Consider the following 22000-nt stretch of genomic DNA (forward strand, 5'->3'; position numbering starts at 1 on the left):
CATCGAACTGTCATGTTACCGTAAATGCTGAAGTCAGACGCAACGCCGGTTCGCAAGGCTCCGAGCGCGCGGGATGGAAATCCTGTTGCAAGGGAAAACAAGAGAACGCAAGTCGTTGCTGGCTTCTTCAGGCAGCGTGAGCCGGCCGAACTCGTCGCGGAACCTGTGATCGATCAGACGCCATTGCAAGACGCGGAACCGGCAACGGAACCACTGCGGTCGAGCGCTGCCGCGCATGGTGCCGGTGAGATCGAGCTCAAGCTTTTCGTCGATGCCGATCGCATGGCGCATTTCAAGGCCGCGCCTGTGATCGCGATGAACGCGCGCAACAAGGGCGCGCGCAAACATCTCAAGTCCGTCTATTACGACACGCCGGAGCGGACGTTGCGTCGCCACGGCTTGAGCTTGCGCGTTCGTCAGAGCGGCGCGCGCTTCGTGCAGACCGTGAAGACCGATGCGGTGGACGATCCGCTCCGCCGTGGTGAGTGGGAGATGAGGGTACCGTCGCTTGCGCCCGATCTCGGTTTGGCAATGCCGTTCATTCCCGAGAAGCTTCGCGGCAATCTGGAAGCGCAGCCGCTCGAATCGGTCTTCACCGCCGATGTCCATCGCCATGCGCGGCCGATCGAACTGCCGTCAGGCACGGTCGAGATCGCCTTCGACCAGGGTGAGTTGACGGCCGGCGACCGTTCACTGCCGGTGAGCGAGATCGAGCTGGAGCTCAAGAGCGGCAGCGCGAGCGCGGTCTACGAGATCGCGCTGCGGCTCGCGGAGCACGGCGACGTAAAGCCGTCCATTCGCTCCAAATCGGCACGCGGCTTCGATCTTGCCGCCGACAAGCCACCCTCGGCGCGGCGTCCGCGAAAACTTCGTCTCGATCCGTCGGTGACATTGGACGAGGCGTTCGCGACAATCCTGCGTTCCTGCTTCCTCCATTTGCTTCAGTCGCTGCCGGCGGCCGAGGATGGCCGCAATCGGGAAGGAATCCATCAGCTGCGCGTCTCGCTGCGCCGGCTTCGATCGGCGTTGGATCTGATGGGGTCGGTCGGCGCGCTCAGCAATCTCGATGCGCTGCGGTTGGAAGCCAGATGGCTGGCGCAAGAGCTCTCCGCTGCGCGCGACTGGGATGTGTTCCGGCTCGATACCTTGCCGAAGATCGCAACAGCCTGTCCGTCGGTCGCGGGCTTCGATGCACTGGGCCTGGCTGCGGCCGGGCGCCAGTCCGACGCCTATCGCAAGGCGCATGGCGCCCTCGAAGATCGCCGCTGCGCCATGTTCCTGCTCGGCCTCGGCAACTGGATCGAGGCGCGCGGCTGGCGCAACGACGTCGCCACCGAGGATCTCGGCCAGCTCGCCGAACCCGCGGCCGACTTCGCGGCACGCATCCTATCGGCGCAATACGCCAAGGTGCTCAAGCGCGGCCGCCGCTTCAAGTCGCTTTCCGCCGAACAGTTGCACCGCCTGCGGCTCGCGACCAAGCGGCTGCGCTATCTCAGCGAGTTTCTGCTGCCGCTGTTCGCAGACCGCAAATCCACGCGAAAATTCTCGCGAAGGCTCGCCGGCTTGCAGGAGCAGCTTGGCGCCGTCAACGACATGGCGGTTACGGCATCATTGCTGGACGGGCTTGATGCCGAGCCCGACGGCACCATCGCCGCGGCGGCGATCGCAGGCTGGCAGGCGCGCGCGTCGATCGGGGTGCAACCCGTCCTGCAAAGCACATGGCGCGATTTCACCGTCGCGCGCGTGCCCTGGTCGCGGCAGGCGCCGCAGAACTAAGCGAAGTACACCCTAAAAAAGTTGCGGCCAGCCATTGGGGGATGGCTGGCCGCGCGCGAACCGGTCTGGGACGGGGAGGGGTGGGGATGTGACCGGGTCGCGTATCTCTTTCGTTTGTCTCTACTGATCCCTTGCGCTGGCGGTGGAGATCGCCGGCTTGGTGTCGCCGAGCGAGACCCAGACATTGGGATCGCTCTGCGACTGGCGCTTGACGAAGCGGTAGTCGGTCTCCGTCCAGGCAACGACGTTCTCGTTCTGATTGTCGAGAACGAACTCGCCCTTGTCGGTCTTCACCGTCAGCACCGCGTGTCCTTCGCCCTTCTTGTCGCGCACGACGGTGATGAGCAGGGCCTCGCGCGGCCATCCGGCATCGATCAGCATCTTGCGCTTCAACAGCACGTAGTCCTCGCAGTCGCCGTAACCGTCCGACGGCAGCGACCACTTTTCGATCACGCCCCAGTGCTCCTGGTCGGTCAAAGGCTTGACGGTCTCGTTGACCCAGCGATTGACCTTGACGAGGTCGCGCCATGCAGCCTGCGACATCACGATGTCACGCGGTTGCGTCGGTGCGCCCTGGCACTGAGCGGCATTGTCCGCACAGAACTCGACCCAGCCGATCGGCGCACGCGTGGTGTCGCCGAGGCTTGCGTAGAGCAGACGGCCTTCGCCGGCCTGCGCTGCCGCGCTCATTCCGAAGAGCATGGCGGCGAGCGCCAATCCCTTCCCCTGTCCCCTGAAATGAAACATTGCGGCCCCCGTTTCTTGTTGGGACCACATTGCGCAGGCAGCTTTTGAGTTGCCGCTAAGTCAGTCAAGTCAAGTCGAGACGAATGCAAGTAAAACACGCGGCGAATTCGATCTATACTTGAGTCAAATTTGAATAAAATTCGATATGACTGCAATTGATTCAAATTTTATGGATTAACGCGGAAACGCTGGCGGAACCGTTGTTTGCACGCTCCCGCAGCCTCCGCGTTAACCCGCGCGAGCCTCGACGCCACTCATGAAAAAGGCGGCGTCCGCATCGCGGAGGCCGCCTTCAGTACTGGAAATGCAGTGGTTTTGGTGCCTTCGCGCTTTACCGCGCGGTAACGCTCTCTTCGAGAGTTTCAATTGGCTGCGAATGCATGAACTCGAGCGCGAAGCCATCTTCGAGGTTTCGGACCACGCGGCCCTGCACCCGGCCCAGCAAAACCGTCGATTTCAGCGGGGGGCGGTTCTCCGCGGCGATGGCGGCGCCCGACAGCGAGAGGTCGATGATGCGGCAGGTCATCTTGGTGCCGTCCTCGAGCGTCAGCACCGCGATCGGATTGCGCGGCACGATACGATCGTGGCGGCGGTCTTCCGGCAGATTGAGGATGTCGCGGTTGGCGAGCCAGGTCAGCTGTGCCGCAAGCTTGTCGCGCTTTCGCGGCGTGGCACCGACCGTCATGGCGAAGCCATTGTCGATGATGCGGGTGATCTTGCCCTCGACGCGCCCGATATGGTCGAGATAGGCGACCACGCGGTCGCCGACATTGCCGATGCCGGGGGCCAGCAGTGCCAGCCCGCCCGGCGACATGTTGATCACCTGGCAGGGGAATTCACGGCGGTCCGGCAGCATGTAGCGGCCGAGCAGGTGAACCTTCACCCGCTGGAAACGCCGACGTTCCTCGGCGGCCGGAAGAAATTTTTTGTGCGCCAACGCCATTTTCACAACCCGACCCCCCGCCTGGCGGAGTCCGGGACGACCCTAAGGTGCACAGGGTTAATGCCGCGTTAGGATCGGGCGCGGCGATGACGAACAGACACAATGCGTTCGAAAAGCCACATCAGGGGCGGGCAGGCCAGCACTGTCAGCGCGCCGAGGTCAAGCGCGACCGCGGCCGTGCCGGCCGATTTGGCGAGCCGGCCCGCCACCGCCGGTCCCAGCATCATCGCGGCATAGAAGAGAGTGTAGAACACGCCCATCCCGATCGCCCTGGTTTCCCGCACGAGCACGCGGGCGGTCAGGCTCATGATCGGCCCGGCCGGATGGCCGCCGATCAGGCCGATCAGGACGAGGATCGTGATCACGGCGTCGGACCGGGTCAGCCAGGCCAGCAGCCCGGCCACCACCAGGCTGGCCACGATAGCCAGCACGAACGGCCGCTTGAAGCGATCGGCGAGATAACCGCCTGCCGGCACCGAGATCACCGACAGCCACATCACGAGGCTGATCGCCGATCCCGCCGCGGCAATGCTCCAGCCGCGCTCGGCGAGCAGCGAGGGGCCGAACGAGAAGATCATGGCGAAGCCGACATTATAGAGGCCCCAGATCGCACCCGCGACGATCACCGCCAGAAGCGCGAGCGGATCAAGCCGTCCGGAGCCGGTCGCGCTGGCGGTTGCTCCCGGCGGTGATTGGTAGAACGTGATCAGCACAATGCCGATCGCGGTCAGCGCGCCGGCCACTAGGAACACGGCGCCCGCGCCATAGGCCGTGCCGATCGCCGGCAGCACCAGCAGCGAGATCGCAACGCCGGCCGGCCAGGAGTTGACGAAGATCGCCATCGCGGTGGCGATCTCCTTCCCCGCGAACCAGTCGGTGCCCATCTTGGTGAGCTGCACGGTCAGCAGCACGCCGCCGGCGCCGGAGGCGAGCCGGCCCGCCATCTGCCATCCCCAGACGTCGGTGGTGGCCATGACGAGGCTGCCCGCCGTCATCAGCAGCAGTGCCAGGATCGTGGTCGGCTTGTCGCCAAGCGTCCGGCCAATCGCGCCGCCCGGCAGCGCCAGCACGATGCCCGGTGTGAAATAGAGTCCGATCAGGATGCCGATATCGGCGAGCCCGACGCCGAAGCTCTGCTGCAGCAGCGGCGCGACCGCGGCCACGCTCTGGAACTGGAATGCCATGGTGAGGCGAACGACGAACAGGATCGCAAGTATGCCCCAGCGATTGCGCAACGCTTCATCTCCCCAAACCCTGTATCAAGCGTGCGGTGGGGAGACGCCGGAGTCAACCGGCCGTCTTCCTCGTCGCGCGCCCATAGAGAAGACATAGCAGCGCCAGCAGCACCGCGGCTGAGAGCCCGAGCGACCAGTGAATGCCGATCGCCGCACCGAACAGTCCGACCGTGATGCCGCTGAACGCCCGCATCCCGAGCCCCGCCATGTTGTAGAGGCCGACGACGCGACCGCGAATGTCGGACGGCGCGTTCAACTGCACCAGCGCCTGCGCCATGGTATTGAACGACAGCTCGAAGAAGCCTGCAAAGAACAACAGCACGATCGCGACCGGATAGATCCGCACCGAGGCGAAGCCGAGCAGCGCCACGCTCCACAGCATGGCGAGCATGATCGCGGTGCGCGGCGTGCCCTTGAGCCGCCCCCAGGATTCCAGCGCGATGCCGGCGAGCAGTGCGCCGGCGGCATCGGCCGCGAGCAGCACGCTGTAGGAGATTCCGGGATCGCCGTGGCCGAGATCGCCGGCAAAGCCTGGCATCTGGGCGTGATAGGCATTGCCGATCATGAAGGAGGTGAGGCCGGCAAGCCAAGTCATCGCCGTCAGCACCGGCTGCGTGCCGATGGCGCGGATGGTCAGCATGATGTCGGCAAGGCCGCGCACGGCGAAGCGCCGCACCGCGACACTCTTGTCCCGCACCGGCGCCCAGAACAGCCACAGCAGCATCGGCAGATAGAACAGCGTGTTGACGATAATGCCATGCGAGGTGCCGAGCGTCAGCATGATGATTCCGCCGACGGCAGGTCCGACCAGAATGCCGAGATAGCGCGCCATCGCATTCAGCCGCACCGCGCTCGGAAGATCAGCGGGACCGACGAGATCATAGAGCAGCAGCTGGTTCGGCGTCTGCCACAACACGCCGGCGCAGCCATGGATCACCAGCAGCAGCATGGCGTGCCACATCTGGATGGCGTCGGTGATGAAGAAGAAACCCCATCCGGCCGAGGCAACAATGAACAGCAGCATGCCGCACTGGATGATGCGGCGCGGATCGACCCGGTCGGCCAGTCCGCCAACCGCGACCGAGAACAGCAGGAACGGCAACCAGTGCGACAGCACGGCAAAACCCGCCAGCGCCGGCGAATGGAATTTCTGGAACACCACCCAATAGCTGATCACATGCTCGATATTGTCGGCCATCATCGCCAGCACGTAAGCGATGAACTGGAGCCGGTAGGGCACCGACCTCATCGCTGCGAACGAGCCGGACGCGACCACGGGATTTTGAGGGAGGGGGTTCAAGCGGGCACCTGGGGTGGGACTTTGGCGCCGTGCCTACACGTTCGCCGTCGAGCGCTCAAGGCACTTGGGTGTGTGGAGACCAGGGTCCCGTAGCCCGGATGAGCGAAGCGATATCCGGGAATGCTGGCCCCGCATGTCGCTTCGCTCATGCGGGTTACGAGACCGCGGCTTGGCACCAGCGCGCATCTCACATACGCTTCGCTTCAGCCCGCACCAATCAATCATAACAGACGGGCATCGAGGACACGCCATGGACCAGATCCGCGTCTGCACCCACGCAGGGCCGGGCAGCGAGCCCGTCATCCGCAGCGTGCCGTGGCCGAAGGTCGGCAAAAAGGCCGCGCTGATCAAGGTCGGCGCGTGCGGCGTCTGCGGCACCGACCTGCACATCCTGAAAGGGCACTGGCCGAAGCCGCTGCCATGGCCGTTCACGCTCGGCCACGAGCTCGGCGGAATCATCGTCGAATGCGGCGACGAATTCACCGAGGACTTCATGAGCAAGCCGCTCAAGGTCGGATCAAAAGTGATGATCCCGCCGCTGATGCCCTGCGGCAGCTGCTATTACTGCATCCATTATCCCCTGACCGCCAACAAATGCCTGACGCCGGTCTATTACGGCCGCTATCTCGGCTTCGACAAGGCGCCTCACATGTGGGGCGGCTGGGCCGAATATGTCTATGTCGATCTCGACATGCTGCCGGGCACCAAGATCTACAAATTGCCTGACGACATGTCGCTGCGGTTGGGTGCGCTGTCGGAGCCGCTGACGTCCTGCATCCGCGCCTTCAATCGCGCCAGCCGCGCCGGCGGTTTTTCCTGGGGCGACACTGTGGTGATCCAGGGCTCGGGCCCGATCGGCATTCTCGCGGTCGCCGCCGCGCAGGAGATGGGAGCAGGGCGCGTGATCTGCGTCGGGGCGCCGGAGGAGCCGCGGCTCAAGCTCGCGCGCGAGTTCGGCGCCGAGGCGACGGTGAACATCGAGGAGATCAAATCGCCCGAGGCACGCATCGCGCGCGTGCGCGACATCGTCGGCGGCTTCGGCGCCGATCTGGTGATGGATTGCTCGGGCCATCCCTCCGCCGGCCCCGAAGGCATCGAGATGCTGCGCGACGGTGGCACTTATGTCGAGATGGGCCAGTTCACCGACGCCGGCTCGATCGAGACTTCATGGCACCGCATTTGCACCAAGGATATCAACGTGCTGGGCTCCTGGGGTTTTACCGCCAACGATCTGCCGCTCGGCGTCGACATGCTCCATCGCACGGCGGGCAAATATCCCTGGCTGAAGATGCAGACAATCTATCCGTTCACGGAAGAAGGCGTCGCACAGGCGGTCAGGGATGCCATGGCGATGAAGACGGTGAAGTCGACCATCGTGCCGTGGCCGGAACTGGTGGAATAACCGATGTCGTCCATCCCCGGAGATCTCGCAGCGTTCCTGGTCGAAGCCAAGCGCCATACCTATGCGGGGATGGACGACGACGCCACCGCCGCTCCGCTGCTCAGAGGCTCAAAGCAGCTCGAGCATCGTGCGGCACCCTATGCCTATCGCGATATCTATTTCGGGATGGGGTTTTTCGTTGGCCAAGAAACCGTGTCCCGGGATGACCGCGTCGTTTGGTCGATGAGCTACAGCGGTGGCGTCCGTGCGGAGATCACGGATCGAGACATCTTCCTCGCAATCTACAAATTCCTGCGCCAGGCGTTGCTGGATGTCAGCGTCGAGTATCCGTTTCGGGGCCCGCATCTGTTCGAGCAGGCAGGCATGATTTATCGAAACGAGGTCGAGGGCGCGCTCGATCGTTTCCACGGTGTCGAGACGATTGCGCGGCAGGATGGCGTGCCGCTCTATGCGGTCCGTTACAGTGGCGGTTTGTTGCGATAAAGTCTGGCGAGCCCTGTAGCCCCGGACGGAGCGCAGCGTAATCCGGGATTCTCGCCTGGGGCTCCCCGTATTCCGCTACGCTCCATACGGGCTACGGGCCGGCGTTTTGAATGAAGGACGAGATGACAACCGAACCGATCCAACGCACCCGCTCGCCCTTCCGCGCCATCCGTGCGATCGACTACACCGTCATTTTCGCGCGCGACATGGTGGCGATGCGGCGCTTCTACCAGGAGGTTCTCGCATTTCCGCTGCTGCGGGAGCTGTCGCCGGACTGGATCGAGTACGGCTTGGGCCCCAACACGCTGGCTCTTGCAAGGCCAAGCCGGACCGCGGCTGACGCGCCGACGCCGGCAGGCAGTGCCTCGCTGCAACTGGCCTTCAAGGTGTCCGCGGCCGAAGTCGATGCGTGTGCCGACGAACTCGCACGCCACGGCGTGGCGCTGCTGTCACCGCCGACGAACCAGTCGTTCGGGCATCGGACGCTGTTCTTCCGCGACCCCGACGGTAATCTTTTGGAGATCTATGCGGAGATCTGAACCGGGCAGCGGCGGGCCCGTACACGAAAAGTTCCATCGAAAATCCGCGAGTTATTCAAGCCGGGGTGAAACTTAGGCCCAGGTTACGGCTTTCAGTTCACGGGAGAGTTCATCGTGAAGCAGAACCTGAAGCCCCTGACCTACATCGCGGCCGCCATCTACTTCCTGGTGGATGCGGTCTTCATGGCCGTGGCGAGGCCAATCTCGCGCTGGATCGGGCGGCATCTCCAATTGAAGCGATTGCGGGGCTGGATCAGATCGCTGTCGCCTTATTGCTCGCTCGCCTTGTTTTCGGTACCCGTCATTATCCTGGAGCCGGTCAAGCCCGTGGCAGCCTATCTCGCGGCGACCGGGCAAATCGTGATGGGGGCCGTGACTTTTCTTCTCGGCGAACTGCTTAAGCTGGTGCTGGTCGAGCGCCTGTTCCATCTCACCCGCGACAAGCTGATGCGGATTCCGGCCTTCGCCTGGGCCTATGGGAAGTACTCCGAGGTGAAGGCGTGGCTGCAGGCAACCGACGCCTGGCGCGCCATCCGCGCACTGAGCCGCGCGGCCAGGGACACTCTTGTGCGGGCAAGAGCTAGACTGGTCGGCGGCTTCAGCAGCCTGGTGACCTCCAGGGATTAAGGCTGCAGGCATAGAGCTGCGCTGGGCGAGTTGCCATCTATGCGAGCTTGCGGTCCGCGGCGGTGGCCTTGTCCCCCGTATTCGGCGTGCCGGTCGGCTCGATGAGCAGGAGATGAACTTCCTCGCGCGCGACCGGGCGATGCTCGACACCTTTCGGCACCACATAGAGTTCGCCCGGACCAAGCGTCACCGTGCGATCCCGTAATTCGATCTCCAAACTGCCTTTCAGGACGAGAAAGAAATCGTCGGTGTCGTCGTGCTTGTGCCAGGTGAACTCTCCCTTCACCTTCACCACCATCACGTCGCAGTCGTTGAAGGTTGTGATCGTGCGTGGAGACCAGAAATCCCCAAAAGTCGCGAGTTTGTCGGCAAGCGAAATGCCGTCGGCCATGTGTTCTCCCGTTCTTCCGTGCGGCTCGATTTGGGTCGAGCGATGCCAGCAGCTATTTGACATATCCCGACGATATGGCCCGCGCCCATTTCGGGTGGTCGTTGGCGAGGGCACGGGACGATGCGGCGTCCCAATCGTATTCGAGGGCCAAGAGTTCGGCCTGCCAGCCCCTTTGTCGCTTCGTGAGGATTGCATATCGCGCGTGCGGCGAGCGGTATTCCAGGTTTGCGGCAACGGGAATGTCTGCGAAGACCGGGCAACCAACGCTCCCTGGATTGAGAACCAGACAGTCATGAGGTCCGTGACGGCCTGGCGGTGGCTATGACCACACAGCACCACGCGCGCCGTCGGCTCACTCGCGAGGCGCATTGCCAGCACGTCGCGGCGTGCCGGTACGAAGCGGCCATCGTCGAGCGTTTCTTCCAGCAGGCATGTCGTATCGTTGTCGGGCGTGCCGTGGCAGGCCAGGATCCCATCGTCCAGCCGTATTTGGGAAGGCAGGCTGTGGAGTGCGAGACGTTGCTCCGCAGTCAATGCGTTGCGCGCAAACAGACCTGCCGACGAGAGCTTGTCGTCCGGAAACTCCTCAATCCAGCGATCATGGTTTCCGCGTACGGTCGGCAACGACAGCGCCTCAAGCGCTTCGAAAGTCTCTCTCGGCCACAACGGGCTGGTGACGCAATCGCCAAGGTTGACCGTACGATCGACGCCACGCGCCTTGATGTCGGCCAGCACCGCCTCGAGCGCGGCAAGGTTGCCGTGGATATCGGAAATGACTGCCAATCGCATCGTCGTGCTCCCTAGTCCAATCGGCCTGAGCTTAGCCCTGTTGTGCGTATCCGGCAGCTTCAACCGCGCATAATTTAAGCGAGGTGGGAGTGAAAATCTGCAGCCTCGCCCCAAAATCCCGCTATATGCAGTAAAATGCCCCGAAAACGCTGGATGTAGTGGGTCGAGCTGGCCGGTAAGCTTATTCTCGGCATCACCAAAGCCATGCGTCATAGGCATGGTGATTTGCCCGCACTTGGCGTAAAGAGCGTCCAAATCAAATCACCACGCGTGCGGCTGGACCATTTGCCGCCTACGCAGCTTCAGGTCGCGCGGCTCGACGTTCCGCGCCTGGACCAACCAAGGTTTATCCCGTGTCTTTTCCGACCATGAGTCCGCCGCTCGCCCGAGCTTTGGCCGAGCGCAACTACGACCGTCCGACCCCCGTTCAGCTCGCCGTGCTCACGGACGAGGCCGCTGACCGCGATCTCTTGGTTTCGGCCCAGACCGGCTCCGGCAAGACCCTGGCCTATGGGCTCGCCATGGCCAAGGACCTGTTGGGCGACGCCGAGCGGTTCGAGCGGGCGGGTGCACCGCTTGCCCTGATTGTGGCGCCGACCCGCGAGCTTGCCTTGCAGGTCCATCGCGAGCTGGCGTGGCTGTACGAGCATGCGAGCGGGCGCGTCGTCTCCTGCGTCGGCGGCATGGACCCCAGGCGCGAGCAGCGCGAGCTTGCGGCCGGCGCTCATATCGTCGTCGGCACGCCCGGCCGGTTGTGCGATCATTTGCGCCGCGGCCGTCTCGACATCTCGGAATTGAAGGTAGTCGTGCTCGACGAGGCCGACGAGATGCTCAATCTCGGCTTTCGCGAGGACATGGAGTTCATCCTCAAGACCACGCCGGACACGCGCCGCACCCTGATGTTCTCGGCGACGTTCCCGCGCGGCATCGTCGCGCTGGCCAAGCAGTATCAACAGCGGGCGTTCCGGATCGAGGTCGCCGGCGACGAAGGCGGTCACGCCGATATCGAGTACCGCGCGATCCGGATCGCGCCCGGCGATGCCGAGCACGCCGTCGTCAACGTGTTGCGCTTCTACGAGGCGCCGAGCGCGCTGGTGTTTTGCAGCACGCGCGATGGTGTCCGGCATTTGCAGGCGGCGCTGCTGGAGCGCGGCTTCTCCGTGGTCGCTTTGTCAGGCGAATTGACGCAGAACGAGCGAACCACGGCGCTGCAGTCGCTACGGGACGGACGCTCGCGCGTCTGCGTGGCGACCGACGTCGCCGCGCGCGGCATCGACCTGCCGAGCCTCGACCTCGTCATTCATGCCGACCTGCCCAACGACGCCGAGGTCATGCAGCATCGCTCCGGCCGCACCGGCCGCGCGGGCCGCAAGGGGACGAGCGTCATGCTGGTGCCGCCCGTGCGGCGGCGGCGTGCGGAAATGCTGCTCAATGTTTCGGGGATCGACGCGGTCTGGGGGACGGCGCCGCAGCCGGATGAGATCCGCAAGCTCGATCACGAGCGCATGAAGGACGTGCTGTTCACGGAGGAGACCACCGCCGACGATCTGGCGCTGGCGCAGGCGCTATTGGCCGAGCGGTCGGCCGAGGAGATCGCCGCGTCACTCGCACGGCTCTATCGCGCGCGGCTGCCGTCGCCCGAAGACATTATGGATCCCGGCGAGCGGAGCAGCCGGCCGCGCGAGGATCGCGGCCGCAATGATACGCGCGCACCGCGCGACGATATCCGCGCATCGCGTGGCGATGATCGGCCCGAAAGGGCGCGGCCCAAAGCGGGAAAATCGTCGTCGAAGCATGGCATGGCGGATGGCAGCGTCTGGTTCCGGGCCAACATCGGACGAAAAAAGAACGCGGAAGCGCGCTGGCTGTTGCCGATGATCTGCCGTCGTGGCGGCATCGACAAGAACGACATCGGCGCGATCAAGATCATGGACACCACGACCGAGTTCGAAATTTCCGAGCGGGTCGCGGAATCCTTCGCCGTGAAGATCAAGCGTCCGGACAAGGAAGACAATATCCGTCTCGAGCCGATGGCGGATGCGCCGCAACGGCAGGCGGCATCGGAAGAGCGGCCCCACGCGCCGCGGCGCGAGAGCGGCGACAACGATCATCGTGAACGCCAGGGCGAACGCGCGCGCGAGCCGAACGGGTTCAAACCGCAAGGCAAACCTCACGGCAAGCCACACGGTAAACCGCACGAAAAGCCGTACGGCGAACGCACACCGAAATTCGACGATGCTCCTTCCTTCGCAAAGAAGAAAAAGCACAAGAACAAGCCGGGCCACGCTGAGCCCTCGGTCACGTCGTGGTCTGAGAAGGGCGCCGCCGGGAAGAAGCCGAAGACTAAAAAGAAGCATCGCGCCTGACTGGCGCTGCCCAGCGCGGACGGCAATGATGCCGCCGGATTGCGCCGGCGGCATCGTCTCAGAAATCAGGTGTGAGCAGCGAGATCGCGCAGCATGTAGGTTGCGCTGTCGCCGTAGGTCGCGAGCTTTACCCGCAGCTCCGCATCCGCCGAGACCGGCCGAAAGCCGAGACGCTCCCACAGCGGCCGCGTGGCGTAGACCGAGACCAATGCGAGCGTCGCGATTCCTGACGCGCGCGCGAGCTGTTCGGTCGCAACGACATAGTCGCGCGCGACGCCGCCGCGAAAGTCGGGCAGCACCGCGATGTCATGCAAATAGAGGCAATCCGCATCGCCGGGCAATTGCTCGAGGAAGCCGTCGAGCGGCGGAATCCGGTGCTGCATCCAGGGATGCGCCAGACCGTAGCCGACGATCCCGTCGTCCGCGACGATCACGCGGCAGCCATAGGGATAGAGCCGCATCTTTTCCGCAAGCACCTCGGGGCGTTCAGGCAGATCGGGATGGATTTGCGCTGCGATCTTGCTGATCGCCGGCAGATCGGAGGCGCGGGCGGGACGCCAATGCGGCTTGCTCATGTCGATCCGTCGTTCCGTCTCAATCGTCCCAGTTTATTCCGATGCGACGATGCGCGCAGCGAAAATATCTTTGCCGCCGTCTCAGGAATACGACGGCTCGCGCGGCGTCCTACCCATGCAAGCCCATTGCATGACAGGAGAGACCATGACGACATCCTCGATCCGCCTCGCGCTCACGCTCGCAATATCGCTGGCGCTGGTTCCCGCTGCTTTTGCGGCACCGCCGACCAAGACCGGCAAAACCGACAAGGGCAACGTGCTCACCGACGCCAAGGGCATGTCGCTCTATATTTTCGACAAGGATGCTGACGGCAAGTCGGCCTGCAATGGTCCGTGTGCGACCAACTGGCCGGCGCTGAAAGCCGAGGCGAGCGATGCCGCCGCCGACGGCTACACCGTCATCACGCGCGACGACGGCTCGAAGCAGTGGGCCTACAAGGGCAAGCCGCTCTACACCTTTGCCAAGGACACCAAGCCCGGCGACGTCACGGGCGACGGCTTTCTGAACGGCGCCTGGCATCTGGCGATGCCGTGAGCAGGGTGCACTCCTAGCGCAGCCCCTCATACACCATCAGCCCGCGTGCGATCTGCAGCTTGCGGATCGCGCGCGGCAGCAGTTTTTCCGGCTGGTGCAGATAGCGCCAGGAGGTGAGGGCGAACGGACCCAGCGCGCCGCATTCGTCGTCGAACGGCGCGAGCACGCCTGTCACGCTCACCGGTGTATGCGGGCGGGCGTTGAACGGCAGCAGCAGCAGCTCGAGATAGGCCTTGCTGCCGTCCTCGCGCGCGGCGGTGACGCCGGCGATTGCCCCGAGGCTCTCGTCGGCGACGATGGTCGTGATCTCCTCGATCTCGCGGCGGCTAGCCTCGTTGAACAGCGCCGCAAAGCTTGAGTCCTTGAGGTCGCATCCTGCGAGCGCGCAGACGCGCGTGCCGGCGACGCGGAACGGAAAGCCGAGATCGGGCTCGCAGGACAGCACGAAGATGTCACCGAGCAGGCCGCGCACGGCGGCCGGATCGATATCGGCCCGGTCAGGGGCCCGCGCGGTGCCCCGCTTGGTGTCCCAATATGCGAAGAACTCGCGGCTCGACGGATGTTTCATGGCTGAACGCTTACCCCGGGGCGCAACCTCGCGGGACAAACCTGTCCCGCTTCAGTGCAGCCGCGATCCCTGTGTTGTTGTGCAGGAGGGGCTTTGCAGCGTCCATGCCGCAGCGGCATTTTCGGTGCTCCTGGCGCTGCCTTTGCGTCGTTAACGTTAAATTAACTATGCGCTTTCCGTGCACCGCCCCGCTGCTATGGTGATCGCGGTCGCAAGCCTCGCCGCTTTTCTCCAGGTTCTCGGCGAGGCCTGTACACAGGCGTCAAACAGTTTGGTCACCGGCGCGGGGAGGGGTGGGGATACTCCCGTCTCTCTGGGTACCGGAAGTCCGACACGGATAGGCAGGGCTTTCCCAGGGCCCTGCCTTTTCCTTTTGTGCACTTGCGCAGCGCGGGCAAAGGCGACTATCTCCAAGGCCTGTCGTGAAGCCTGTCGCTCCGATCGCGCCTGAAAGCGAAGCCGCCCTTGGAATTCCCGCCAAATTCTCCGCCGCAAGATCCTTCGTCGCAAGATGCTTCGCTGGGGGTGCCGGCCGTCGTTGAGGAGGCTCCGCGCGAGCCGATCCTGACGCTGCCGTTCGCGCTGACCGCCTATATCCTCCTGCTCGCGGTGATCCATCTGCGGGTGCTGCTGCCGCCGGAGCTCGAGAACTGGACCATCGACGTCTTCGGCTTCATCCCCAAGCGCTACGATTCCTCGCTGCTCAATCTGGAGATCCCCGGCGGAGCCGGCGCCAAGGTCTGGACCTTCGTCACCTATTCGCTGCTGCACGCCAATCTCACCCACCTCGGCTTCAACGTGCTGTGGCTGTTGCCGTTCGGCAGCGCGCTGGCGCGGCGCTTTGGCGCCATCAGGTTCTTTCTGTTCCTCGCGGTGACGGCGGCGGCCGGCGCGCTCGCCCATCTCGTCACCCATGAGCACGCGGTGGCGCCGATGATCGGCGCCTCGGCCTCGGTGTCCGGCGCGATGGCGGCGGCGATCCGCTTCGCCTTCGTTCGCGGCAGCTTCCTGTCGTTCAGCCGATCGGATGCCGATACCGCCGCAAGAGTTCCGGCGCTGCCGCTGTCGCGCGCGTTGCGCGACGGGCGGGTGCTCGGTTTTCTTGCGGTGTGGTTCGGCGTCAACATCGTCTTCGGCGTCGGCGCGATCGGCGTCGACAGCGAGACCACGAGCGTCGCCTGGCAGGCGCATATCGGCGGCTTCCTTGCCGGCCTGTTGCTGTTCGCGCTGTTCGATCCGGTGCCGCGCGTGCGAAGTGATGCTGCGGATGCGTCATCACGGGACATTTCAGACCGCATTTGAAGCGGCGCTTGCGGCGCCGCCCGAATTCATCCATCATTCCCGAGAAGAATGTTCCGAAGCGACAGGCCGCTAGCGGCGATGCTTCGCAAAGCGCCTGAGCGTGAAACGGGCGCTGAAACTGTTAGTTGAAGACTCGAAGAACAAGTCCGGACCGCGAACAGCGGACGGTTGCGATTCAGGGAGGCGACAATGACGGTACGTTCGATTCTCAACACCAAGGGCCACCAGATCATGAGCGTCGAGCCCGACGCCAAGCTGGCTGCCGCGGTCAAACTGCTCGCCGACAAGAAGATCGGCGCGGTGCTGGTGATGAACCAGAGCCGGCTGGAAGGCATCCTGTCGGAGCGCGACATCGTCCGGGTGATCGGCGAGCGCGGCGCCGGCGCGCTGGAGGAGCCGGTCTCGCAGGTCATGACCCGCAAGGTGGTCACCTGCAAGGAGACCGACACGGTCGCCGAGCTCATGGAGATGATGACCACCGGCAAGTTCCGCCATCTGCCCGTGGTCGACAACGGCAAGGTGGTCGGCCTGATCTCGATCGGCGACATCGTCAAGCGTCGGGTGCAGGAATACGAGGCCGAGCAGGAAGCTCTGCGCGACTACATCAAGACTGCCTGATCAGTAGACCGCCTGATCAGGCCTGCTGGTCGGCTTTGGGCGCGGCGCCCTCGGGCGCGGGCGCCAGTTCGTGGATTGCCTCCTGGATGGACTCCAGCGCACGCTCGGCTGCGCGGGTGCCCAGCGCGATGAGGTCTTCGGAGCGGTGGAAATCGAACCAGCCGAATTGGCCGATCCGCGGTGTGATCAGCATGTCGGGCGGATCGCCGGCGAGGCGGGCCCGGGTGATACGGTCCTGCATGATGTTGAAAGCGTCGACCATCACCGAGGAGAGGCCGGGCCGGGCGCTGCCGCCGCCGAAGAACTCGCGCTTCACCGTCTTCTCAGGCGAGAAGAATCTCGGGAAGCGCCGCTTTGACGCCGGCTCTTCGGTCGCGGGGATCACCGGTTCAGGCATCGCGCCGTGCGAATAGACCGTCGTCGAATAGGTGAAGATGTCGCTGGAAAGATTTGCGGCGATGACGATTTCCGCGCCGAGCGCGCGGGCGGCCGAGACCGGCACCGGGTTCACCAATGCGCCGTCGACCAGCCAGCGATCGCCGATCAGGACCGGAGAGAAGATGCCGGGCAGCGCGTAGGAGGCGCGCATCGCGTCGACCACGCGGCCGCGCGTCAGCCAGATCTCGTGGCCGGTGCGGACCTCGGTCGCGACGGCGGCGAACTTGACCGGGAGATCCTCGATCTGGCTCTGGCCGCAGGCAGCCTCGAGCCGGGTCGCCAGCTTCTCGCCGCCGATCAGGCCGGAGCCGTTGAGGCGGATGTCGAGATAGCCGAGGATGTTGCGCATGCCTTGCAGGCTGCGGCCCCATTCTTCCAGCGTATCGAGCCGGCCGGCTGCATAGAGGCCGCCGACCACTGCGCCGATCGAGGTGCCGACCACGACGTCAGGCACGATTCCGTTGGCGAGCAGGGTCCTGATAATGCCGATATGAGCGAAGCCGCGCGCCGCGCCGCCGCCGAGGGCAAGGCCGATGACCGGCCGGCGGATGCTGCCCAGGCCGACTTTCTCGCCGACCTTATCGCTGTTCGAACCCCGACCCTTCAATATGTCCAGCACCGAAACTCTCCTACGCCGGGACCCGCCATCAGACTAGGCACCGCACTCGCGCTCCGCCAGAACCGGGCCGAAGCATGGTTTATGCCGGTTTGGGAAGCGCGCGGGGCAGGAGTATGGCGAGGGACGGGTGCCCCTGGGGTAATCACGCAGGCGTCAGCCGGGTTCCAAAGAACCGTATTGGCCGTATTTCTCAGGGGTCCAGAGGCTTGAATTTGCCGCGTTTTCGGTGAAAAGCAGGTGGCATGACTCTCGGGGGTGACGGCATCATCGGATGGCGGCGCAGCGCATCGCTGCTGCCGGTGCTGGTCCTTGCTGCCTGCCTCTATACTCTCGGCCAAAATGCTGCGCAGGCGCAGCTTTTCTCCGATCGTCCGCCGCCGGTGCCGCCCGCGTCGGTGCCCGATCCCGGCGGTGCCGTCAGCCTGGCGCCGCCCTCCGGCCCGGGTGCCGGACCGCCGAGCCTGCCGCCGACCCTGTTGCAGCCGACCACGCCCAGCATGCCGCCGCCCGCGGTCACGACTGTGCCATCCGCCCCGCCGCTCAACGCGGCGGTGCCCGGACAGGGCGTGCTGTCGCTGACCGCGAAATATGGCAAGGACACCCCGCCGATCACCAGCGGCCTGGTCTGGCGCGTGTTTGCCGATCGTCCCGACGAGAACGGCACCTTCAAGCTGATTCGCGAAGATCGTAATGCCACGCCAAACATCGTGTTGCCGCCCGGCAATTACGTCGTGCATGTCGCCTTTGGCCTCGTCAGCGCTGTGCGCACTGTCAGCCTGAAAGCCGAGACCGATCGGGAATCCTTCGTGCTGCCCGCCGGCGGCTTGCGCATCGAGGGCCGCGTCGGCACCAGCCGCATTCCGCAGAACCAGATCTCGTTCGCGATCTACAAGGGCAGCCAGTTCGAATCCGGCGAGCGCGCCTCCCTGGTGCCGAACGTCGCCGCCGGCGACGTCGTGCTGCTGCCGGAGGGCACCTACTACATCATCTCGAATTACGGCGACGCCAATTCGGTGGTGCGCTCGGACATCCGCGTTCAGGCCAGCAAGCTCACCGACGTCACCATCACCCACCGCGCTGCCGTCATTACGCTCAAGCTCGTCAGCGACAGGGGCGGCGAGGCGCTCGCCAACACCGCCTGGTCGGTGCTGACCCCGGGCGGCGACGTCATCAAGGAATCGATCGGCGCCTTTCCGCGCGTTGTGCTCTCAGAAGGCGAATACCGCGCCATCGCCAAGAACGAGGGCAAGGTCTACGAGCGCGGCTTCAATGTCGTCAACGGCGTCGACGGCGAAGTCGAGGTCGTCGCGCGGTAGTGCTTGAGCGGTGATGCCGCATGCGGCCCGACGCTGGTCTTCTTGCCTGGTGAACACTTCTCATTCAGCGCATGGATTCCCATATCTTATTACCGCCAGTCCCGTGTGCGAAAGCAGATGTTTTCCGCTGCTCCGCTGTTGCGATTGTTGGCGTTTCGATTTGAACAGCTCTGGCAGCGCTACCAAGCAGGACCGATCAACACCGGCACCGCCGGCTTATTCCAGCGGCGCCGCGACTTCCTCACAGCCGGTGCAAGATACCTATTTCCGATAATCAATTTTATTCGCTTTCCATCCTGCCGCGTTATATGTCGGACATCACTCCAACGGGGGAGGCCGGAGCAGGCTCGTGCGTCTGCGAGACGGCAAGGAGCAGGGGACCAAGCTCGTCGGCATGTTCGAAGTGATCCTCACCAGGCGTAAGCGGTTCGGCTGGCGGTGGCAGGTGTGCGACCAATCCGGCAAGAAACTTGCCGATGGCTTCGAGCGCACTCGGCCGTCCGCCAAATATCATGGCGAGCGCGCATTGTTCTTTCTGTTGTCGCAGGCCCATCTGCGCAACCGCTTGGCGACGTCCAGCGAGGACTAGTCGGGACTGCGCGTGCAGTCCGATAAGTCCCGTAGCCCGGGTGAGCGAAGCGATACCCAGGACAGCTCGTGGTCGGAATCCCGGATGTCGCTTCGCTCATCCGGGCTACAAGACCTTGCGTTGCCCGACGGGCAAAACACCCAAATTGTCGGTCAACGCGAGCCGCGAAAATATTCCGCTTTACCGAATTTCGGAAACGACGTATGTGTCGCCGCAACCCGGCCCAAGGAAGAGGGGCGTATCGCGATCGTCACGAACGCGGGCCGGACGGCGGTGGACGTTAGTCACATCGGCGCGATCGGCTTCGCAGGGCGGGCAACCGTGAGCGAAGGCCTCGCGCACACGACCGGTGTGATCGGCGTACGGCAAAATCGTGTGGTCCTGACGCCCGGGGTCTGTGCGTCAAGCGTTGCGGTGATGTGGGTTGCCCAACCGGGCGCACGCGTCAGCCATCCGCAAGGCGACGGGGGCAATAGTGCATCGCTCCCCGGGGAGAGCGCGACATAAGCCGTAAAGCCACTGCGCAGGGAAGGCCGGATGTTTTGGCTTCACCTGTATGCTGCTGTGCAATTTTGTTCACGACAATCTCGCACAGTGGACCGCGGGTGCCAGCCGGCACCCGGTCTTCCCTGCGCCCTCTTTCATTTGAGGGTAAGGCATCGAGGCAAAGCTCGGGCGAACAAGCCGCGAGGATGCGAAGGTGCGTCTGCGATCCGGAATGCGATGAAAGTGCGACGCTTCCACCCACAGACTCCGTCATTGCGAGCGCAGCGAACCAATCCAGAGTCTTTCCGCGTGGGCAGTCCGGATTGCTTCGCTGCGCTCGCAATGACGAGGATGATGGGAGTATACGCCGCCGAGATCGCAAAGCTGCTCGCCGATTTCGGCGAGCGAGATTCACGGACGGCGTAACTCGGACGGATAGCAGTCGTAGACCAGCGCCTTGAAGGCCGGCGTGATGCGGCTGCGCTCGTTCTGGGTCTGCTGCATCAGCAGGTAGACCATGTCGAGCTTGGGATCGACGCCGAAATAGGTGCCGCTGCCACTGTCCCATTTCAACTCGCCGAGCGAGCCCGGCGGCGGCGGTTTGGCGTTGCCGGGATCGGTCCGCACCGCGAGGCCATAGCCATAGCCGAAGCCGTCGCCCGGAAAATAGAAGTAATCGCGTCCGACGCCCGAGCCCGGCCCGACGTGATCGGTCGTCATGGCCTTGAAGGCAGCGGGGCTCAGATAGCGCTTGCCGTCGAACTCGCCGCCATTGAGCAGCATCTGCGCGAATCGCTGGTAGTCGGTGATGGTCGAGAGCAGCCCGCCGCCGCCGGACTGCCATTCGGGGTGTTCGAGGCGCTCGCGCTCGGCGGCGAGCAGGATGTTGTCGTTCGGCAGCGGCCGCGCCATTCGCGCAAGCTCGTCCTCGGTCGCCAGCGCGAACTTGGTGCTGCTCATGCCGAGCGGATCGAAGATGCGCTGCTTGAGGAATTCGTACAGCGTCTGGCCCGAGATGATCTCGATGACGCTGCCGAGGACGTCAGTGGAATGACCGTAGCGCCACAGCGTTCCCGGTTGCCGTGCCAGCGGCAGCCTTGCGATGCGTTCGGCGAATTCCCTGTTGTTGAATTGACCTTCGAAGATATTGGCGGCCTTGTAGGCCTGCTCGACCCATTTGCCGCCGATGTAGTCGTAGCTGATGCCCGAGGTGTGCCGCAGCAGATCCTCGATGTTGACGGGACGGACCGGGGCCACGAGATCCAGGTGCAACGTGCCGTCGGGATTGGTGACCTCGAGGCCCACCTTGGTGTCGGCGAAGAGGGGAACGTATTTCGACACGGGGTCGGTGAGCGCGAGCTTGCCCTCGTCGATCAGCATCATCGCGCCAAGGCAGGTGATCGGCTTGGTCATCGAGTGGATGGCGAAGATCGTATCGGGCGTCATCGCGAGACCGGTCCTGGTGTCGCGCACGCCAATAGTCTTCAGATAGACCGGCTTGCCGTGCTGCTGGACCAGCACCACGGCGCCGGGCAGCCGGCCATTCGTCACCTCGTTGTCGAAATACGCTGTGATACGGTCGAGCCCGTCGGACGACGGCGCGGGGACGTCGGCGGCGCGGCTTCGCGCCATCGTGCCGGCCAGCAGCGCGGCTCCGACCAGAAATTCACGACGCTTCATCCGGGCTTCCTCCCTCGCCGGGATCAAAGCCGCAAGACGTCGAAGGCGTCAACACGCCTTCGATTAAAATCGCGTCACGATTTCAGAAAGGACCGGTCGCGGACGGTCTTCGCTCGGCCTGGTCGGCTTGCCGATATGGACGAAGCCCGCGAGCTTCTCGTCCGGCTTGAGGCCGAGGCCATCCAGCACGTCGCGATCGAACGCGAACCAGCCGGTCAGCCAGCAGGCGCCGTAGCCGAGCGCCGCCGCGGCCGTGACGATGTTCATAACGCTGGCCCCGGCCGACAATTCCTGCTCGAAGGCCGGCACCTTCGGATGCGGTTTGGTGAAGCTGACGATGCCGATCACCAGCGGCGCATCCGTGAGGCGTTTGCGCTCGGTCTCGACGTCGGCCGCCGGCGCGCCGGGATTCTTCCGGGCAAACACCTTCGCGATCACCTCGCCGGCGCGCTGGCGCGCATCGCCCTCGAAGATGATGAAGCGCCAGGGCGCGAGCTTGCCATGGTCGGGCACGCGCGCACCGATGGTGAGGATCGTCTCGAGCTCGGCCGGGGAGGGGCCAGGTCCGGACATCTCGCGCGGCTTGACCGAGCGGCGGGTCTTCAGGAGTTCGATGGCGTCGGGCACTGCGGTTTCCTCTTCGGCTGGTCGTCGGGCGTGCTATGCCGAGATAAGC

22 protein-coding genes and 1 pseudogene are annotated in these 22000 nt (G+C 64.3%); 12 read left to right on the top strand and 11 right to left on the bottom strand.

Features of this window, described 5'->3' with window-relative positions:
- Nucleotides 1–24 precede the first annotated feature (24 nt).
- The gene (locus IVB54_RS15350) at nt 25–1776 is read left to right on the top strand and encodes a CYTH and CHAD domain-containing protein (RefSeq protein WP_247335649.1); all 1752 of its coding nucleotides are present in this window, start codon (nt 25–27) and stop codon (nt 1774–1776) included.
- A gap of 120 nt (nt 1777–1896) precedes the next feature.
- Here the strand turns inward: IVB54_RS15350 and IVB54_RS15355 are convergent, their stop codons facing one another.
- The 4 genes from IVB54_RS15355 to IVB54_RS15370 all read right to left on the bottom strand — a co-directional run bounded on the left by IVB54_RS15355 (nt 1897) and on the right by IVB54_RS15370 (nt 6001).
- Nucleotides 1897–2523 carry a transglutaminase-like cysteine peptidase gene (locus tag IVB54_RS15355; RefSeq protein WP_247777324.1) on the bottom strand — a complete coding sequence of 209 codons (627 nt, stop codon included), beginning with the start codon at nt 2521–2523 and terminating at the stop codon, nt 1897–1899.
- Nucleotides 2524–2854: 331 nt separating this feature from the next.
- Nucleotides 2855–3466: a PilZ domain-containing protein gene (locus IVB54_RS15360; RefSeq protein WP_007602573.1), complete on the bottom strand. Its 612-nt coding sequence runs from the start codon at nt 3464–3466 to the stop codon at nt 2855–2857.
- Nucleotides 3467–3534: 68 nt separating this feature from the next.
- Nucleotides 3535–4701: an MFS transporter gene (locus IVB54_RS15365; protein ID WP_247335654.1), complete on the bottom strand. Its 1167-nt coding sequence runs from the start codon at nt 4699–4701 to the stop codon at nt 3535–3537.
- Between the two features lie 52 nt (nt 4702–4753).
- Complete coding sequence (locus IVB54_RS15370; protein ID WP_256464915.1) at nt 4754–6001, bottom strand: MFS transporter; 1248 nt, start codon at nt 5999–6001, stop codon at nt 4754–4756.
- Between the two features lie 250 nt (nt 6002–6251).
- Here IVB54_RS15370 and IVB54_RS15375 point away from each other — a divergent pair, with 250 nt between their 5' ends.
- The 4 genes from IVB54_RS15375 (at nt 6252) to IVB54_RS15390 (ending at nt 9052) form a co-directional block, all read left to right on the top strand.
- Nucleotides 6252–7403, top strand: a complete 1152-nt coding sequence (locus tag IVB54_RS15375; RefSeq protein WP_204511595.1) for a zinc-binding dehydrogenase — start codon at nt 6252–6254, stop codon at nt 7401–7403.
- Nucleotides 7404–7406: 3 nt separating this feature from the next.
- Nucleotides 7407–7886, top strand: coding sequence for a DUF5680 domain-containing protein (locus IVB54_RS15380; protein ID WP_085351128.1), 480 nt, complete (start codon nt 7407–7409; stop codon nt 7884–7886).
- A gap of 110 nt (nt 7887–7996) precedes the next feature.
- On the top strand, nt 7997–8425 hold the full coding sequence (locus IVB54_RS15385; RefSeq protein WP_204511594.1) for a VOC family protein: 429 nt from the start codon (nt 7997–7999) through the stop codon (nt 8423–8425).
- Between the two features lie 114 nt (nt 8426–8539).
- Entirely contained in the window at nt 8540–9052 is a 513-nt protein-coding gene (locus IVB54_RS15390) for a hypothetical protein (RefSeq protein ID WP_247777325.1), read from the top strand.
- Between the two features lie 37 nt (nt 9053–9089).
- Here IVB54_RS15390 and IVB54_RS15395 read toward each other — a convergent pair whose 3' ends face one another.
- Both IVB54_RS15395 and IVB54_RS41635 read right to left on the bottom strand, forming a co-directional pair.
- Nucleotides 9090–9443: a cupin domain-containing protein gene (locus IVB54_RS15395; protein ID WP_085361730.1), complete on the bottom strand. Its 354-nt coding sequence runs from the start codon at nt 9441–9443 to the stop codon at nt 9090–9092.
- 52 nt (nt 9444–9495) lie between these two features.
- Nucleotides 9496–10232 (bottom strand): annotated as a pseudogene (locus tag IVB54_RS41635) (metallophosphoesterase family protein).
- A gap of 368 nt (nt 10233–10600) precedes the next feature.
- On the opposite strand from IVB54_RS41635, the gene IVB54_RS15405 reads away from it, so the two are divergent.
- Nucleotides 10601–12598 (top strand): DEAD/DEAH box helicase, encoded by a 1998-nt coding sequence (locus tag IVB54_RS15405; protein ID WP_247443759.1) that lies wholly within the window; start codon nt 10601–10603, stop codon nt 12596–12598.
- 65 nt (nt 12599–12663) lie between these two features.
- Here IVB54_RS15405 and IVB54_RS15410 read toward each other — a convergent pair whose 3' ends face one another.
- Entirely contained in the window at nt 12664–13173 is a 510-nt protein-coding gene (locus tag IVB54_RS15410) for a GNAT family N-acetyltransferase (protein ID WP_247777326.1), read from the bottom strand.
- Nucleotides 13174–13318: 145 nt separating this feature from the next.
- On the opposite strand from IVB54_RS15410, the gene IVB54_RS15415 reads away from it, so the two are divergent.
- Nucleotides 13319–13708, top strand: a complete 390-nt coding sequence (locus IVB54_RS15415) for a hypothetical protein (protein WP_247335661.1) — start codon at nt 13319–13321, stop codon at nt 13706–13708.
- A 13-nt stretch (nt 13709–13721) separates the two neighbouring features.
- On the opposite strand, the gene IVB54_RS15420 is transcribed toward IVB54_RS15415, so the two are convergent.
- Entirely contained in the window at nt 13722–14276 is a 555-nt protein-coding gene (locus tag IVB54_RS15420; protein ID WP_247335664.1) for a PAS domain-containing protein, read from the bottom strand.
- Between the two features lie 525 nt (nt 14277–14801).
- Between IVB54_RS15420 and IVB54_RS15425 the strand changes: the two genes are divergently transcribed.
- Both IVB54_RS15425 and IVB54_RS15430 read left to right on the top strand, forming a co-directional pair.
- Entirely contained in the window at nt 14802–15578 is a 777-nt protein-coding gene (locus IVB54_RS15425; RefSeq protein WP_018455359.1) for a rhomboid family intramembrane serine protease, read from the top strand.
- 189 nt (nt 15579–15767) lie between these two features.
- A complete protein-coding gene (locus IVB54_RS15430; protein WP_085351136.1) occupies nt 15768–16196 on the top strand; it encodes a CBS domain-containing protein in 429 nt (142 codons plus the stop codon).
- 16 nt (nt 16197–16212) lie between these two features.
- Here the strand turns inward: IVB54_RS15430 and IVB54_RS15435 are convergent, their stop codons facing one another.
- Entirely contained in the window at nt 16213–17253 is a 1041-nt protein-coding gene (locus tag IVB54_RS15435) for a patatin-like phospholipase family protein (protein WP_085361736.1), read from the bottom strand.
- 242 nt (nt 17254–17495) lie between these two features.
- Between IVB54_RS15435 and IVB54_RS15440 the strand changes: the two genes are divergently transcribed.
- The 3 genes from IVB54_RS15440 (at nt 17496) to IVB54_RS15450 (ending at nt 19665) form a co-directional block, all read left to right on the top strand.
- Nucleotides 17496–18569: a hypothetical protein gene (locus IVB54_RS15440; protein WP_018455362.1), complete on the top strand. Its 1074-nt coding sequence runs from the start codon at nt 17496–17498 to the stop codon at nt 18567–18569.
- A gap of 349 nt (nt 18570–18918) precedes the next feature.
- Nucleotides 18919–19158, top strand: coding sequence for a hypothetical protein (locus IVB54_RS15445; protein ID WP_247777327.1), 240 nt, complete (start codon nt 18919–18921; stop codon nt 19156–19158).
- 84 nt (nt 19159–19242) lie between these two features.
- A complete protein-coding gene (locus tag IVB54_RS15450) occupies nt 19243–19665 on the top strand; it encodes a hypothetical protein (protein ID WP_247335668.1) in 423 nt (140 codons plus the stop codon).
- Nucleotides 19666–20055: 390 nt separating this feature from the next.
- Here IVB54_RS15450 and IVB54_RS15455 read toward each other — a convergent pair whose 3' ends face one another.
- Together IVB54_RS15455 and IVB54_RS15460 are read right to left on the bottom strand one after the other, a co-directional pair.
- Entirely contained in the window at nt 20056–21324 is a 1269-nt protein-coding gene (locus IVB54_RS15455; RefSeq protein ID WP_247777328.1) for a serine hydrolase domain-containing protein, read from the bottom strand.
- A 63-nt stretch (nt 21325–21387) separates the two neighbouring features.
- A complete protein-coding gene (locus IVB54_RS15460; RefSeq protein WP_018455367.1) occupies nt 21388–21951 on the bottom strand; it encodes a nitroreductase in 564 nt (187 codons plus the stop codon).
- Nucleotides 21952–22000 lie beyond the last annotated feature (49 nt).

The organism is Bradyrhizobium sp. CW1 (assembly GCF_023100665.1).
Taxonomy (GTDB): domain Bacteria; phylum Pseudomonadota; class Alphaproteobacteria; order Rhizobiales; family Xanthobacteraceae; genus Bradyrhizobium; species Bradyrhizobium canariense_D.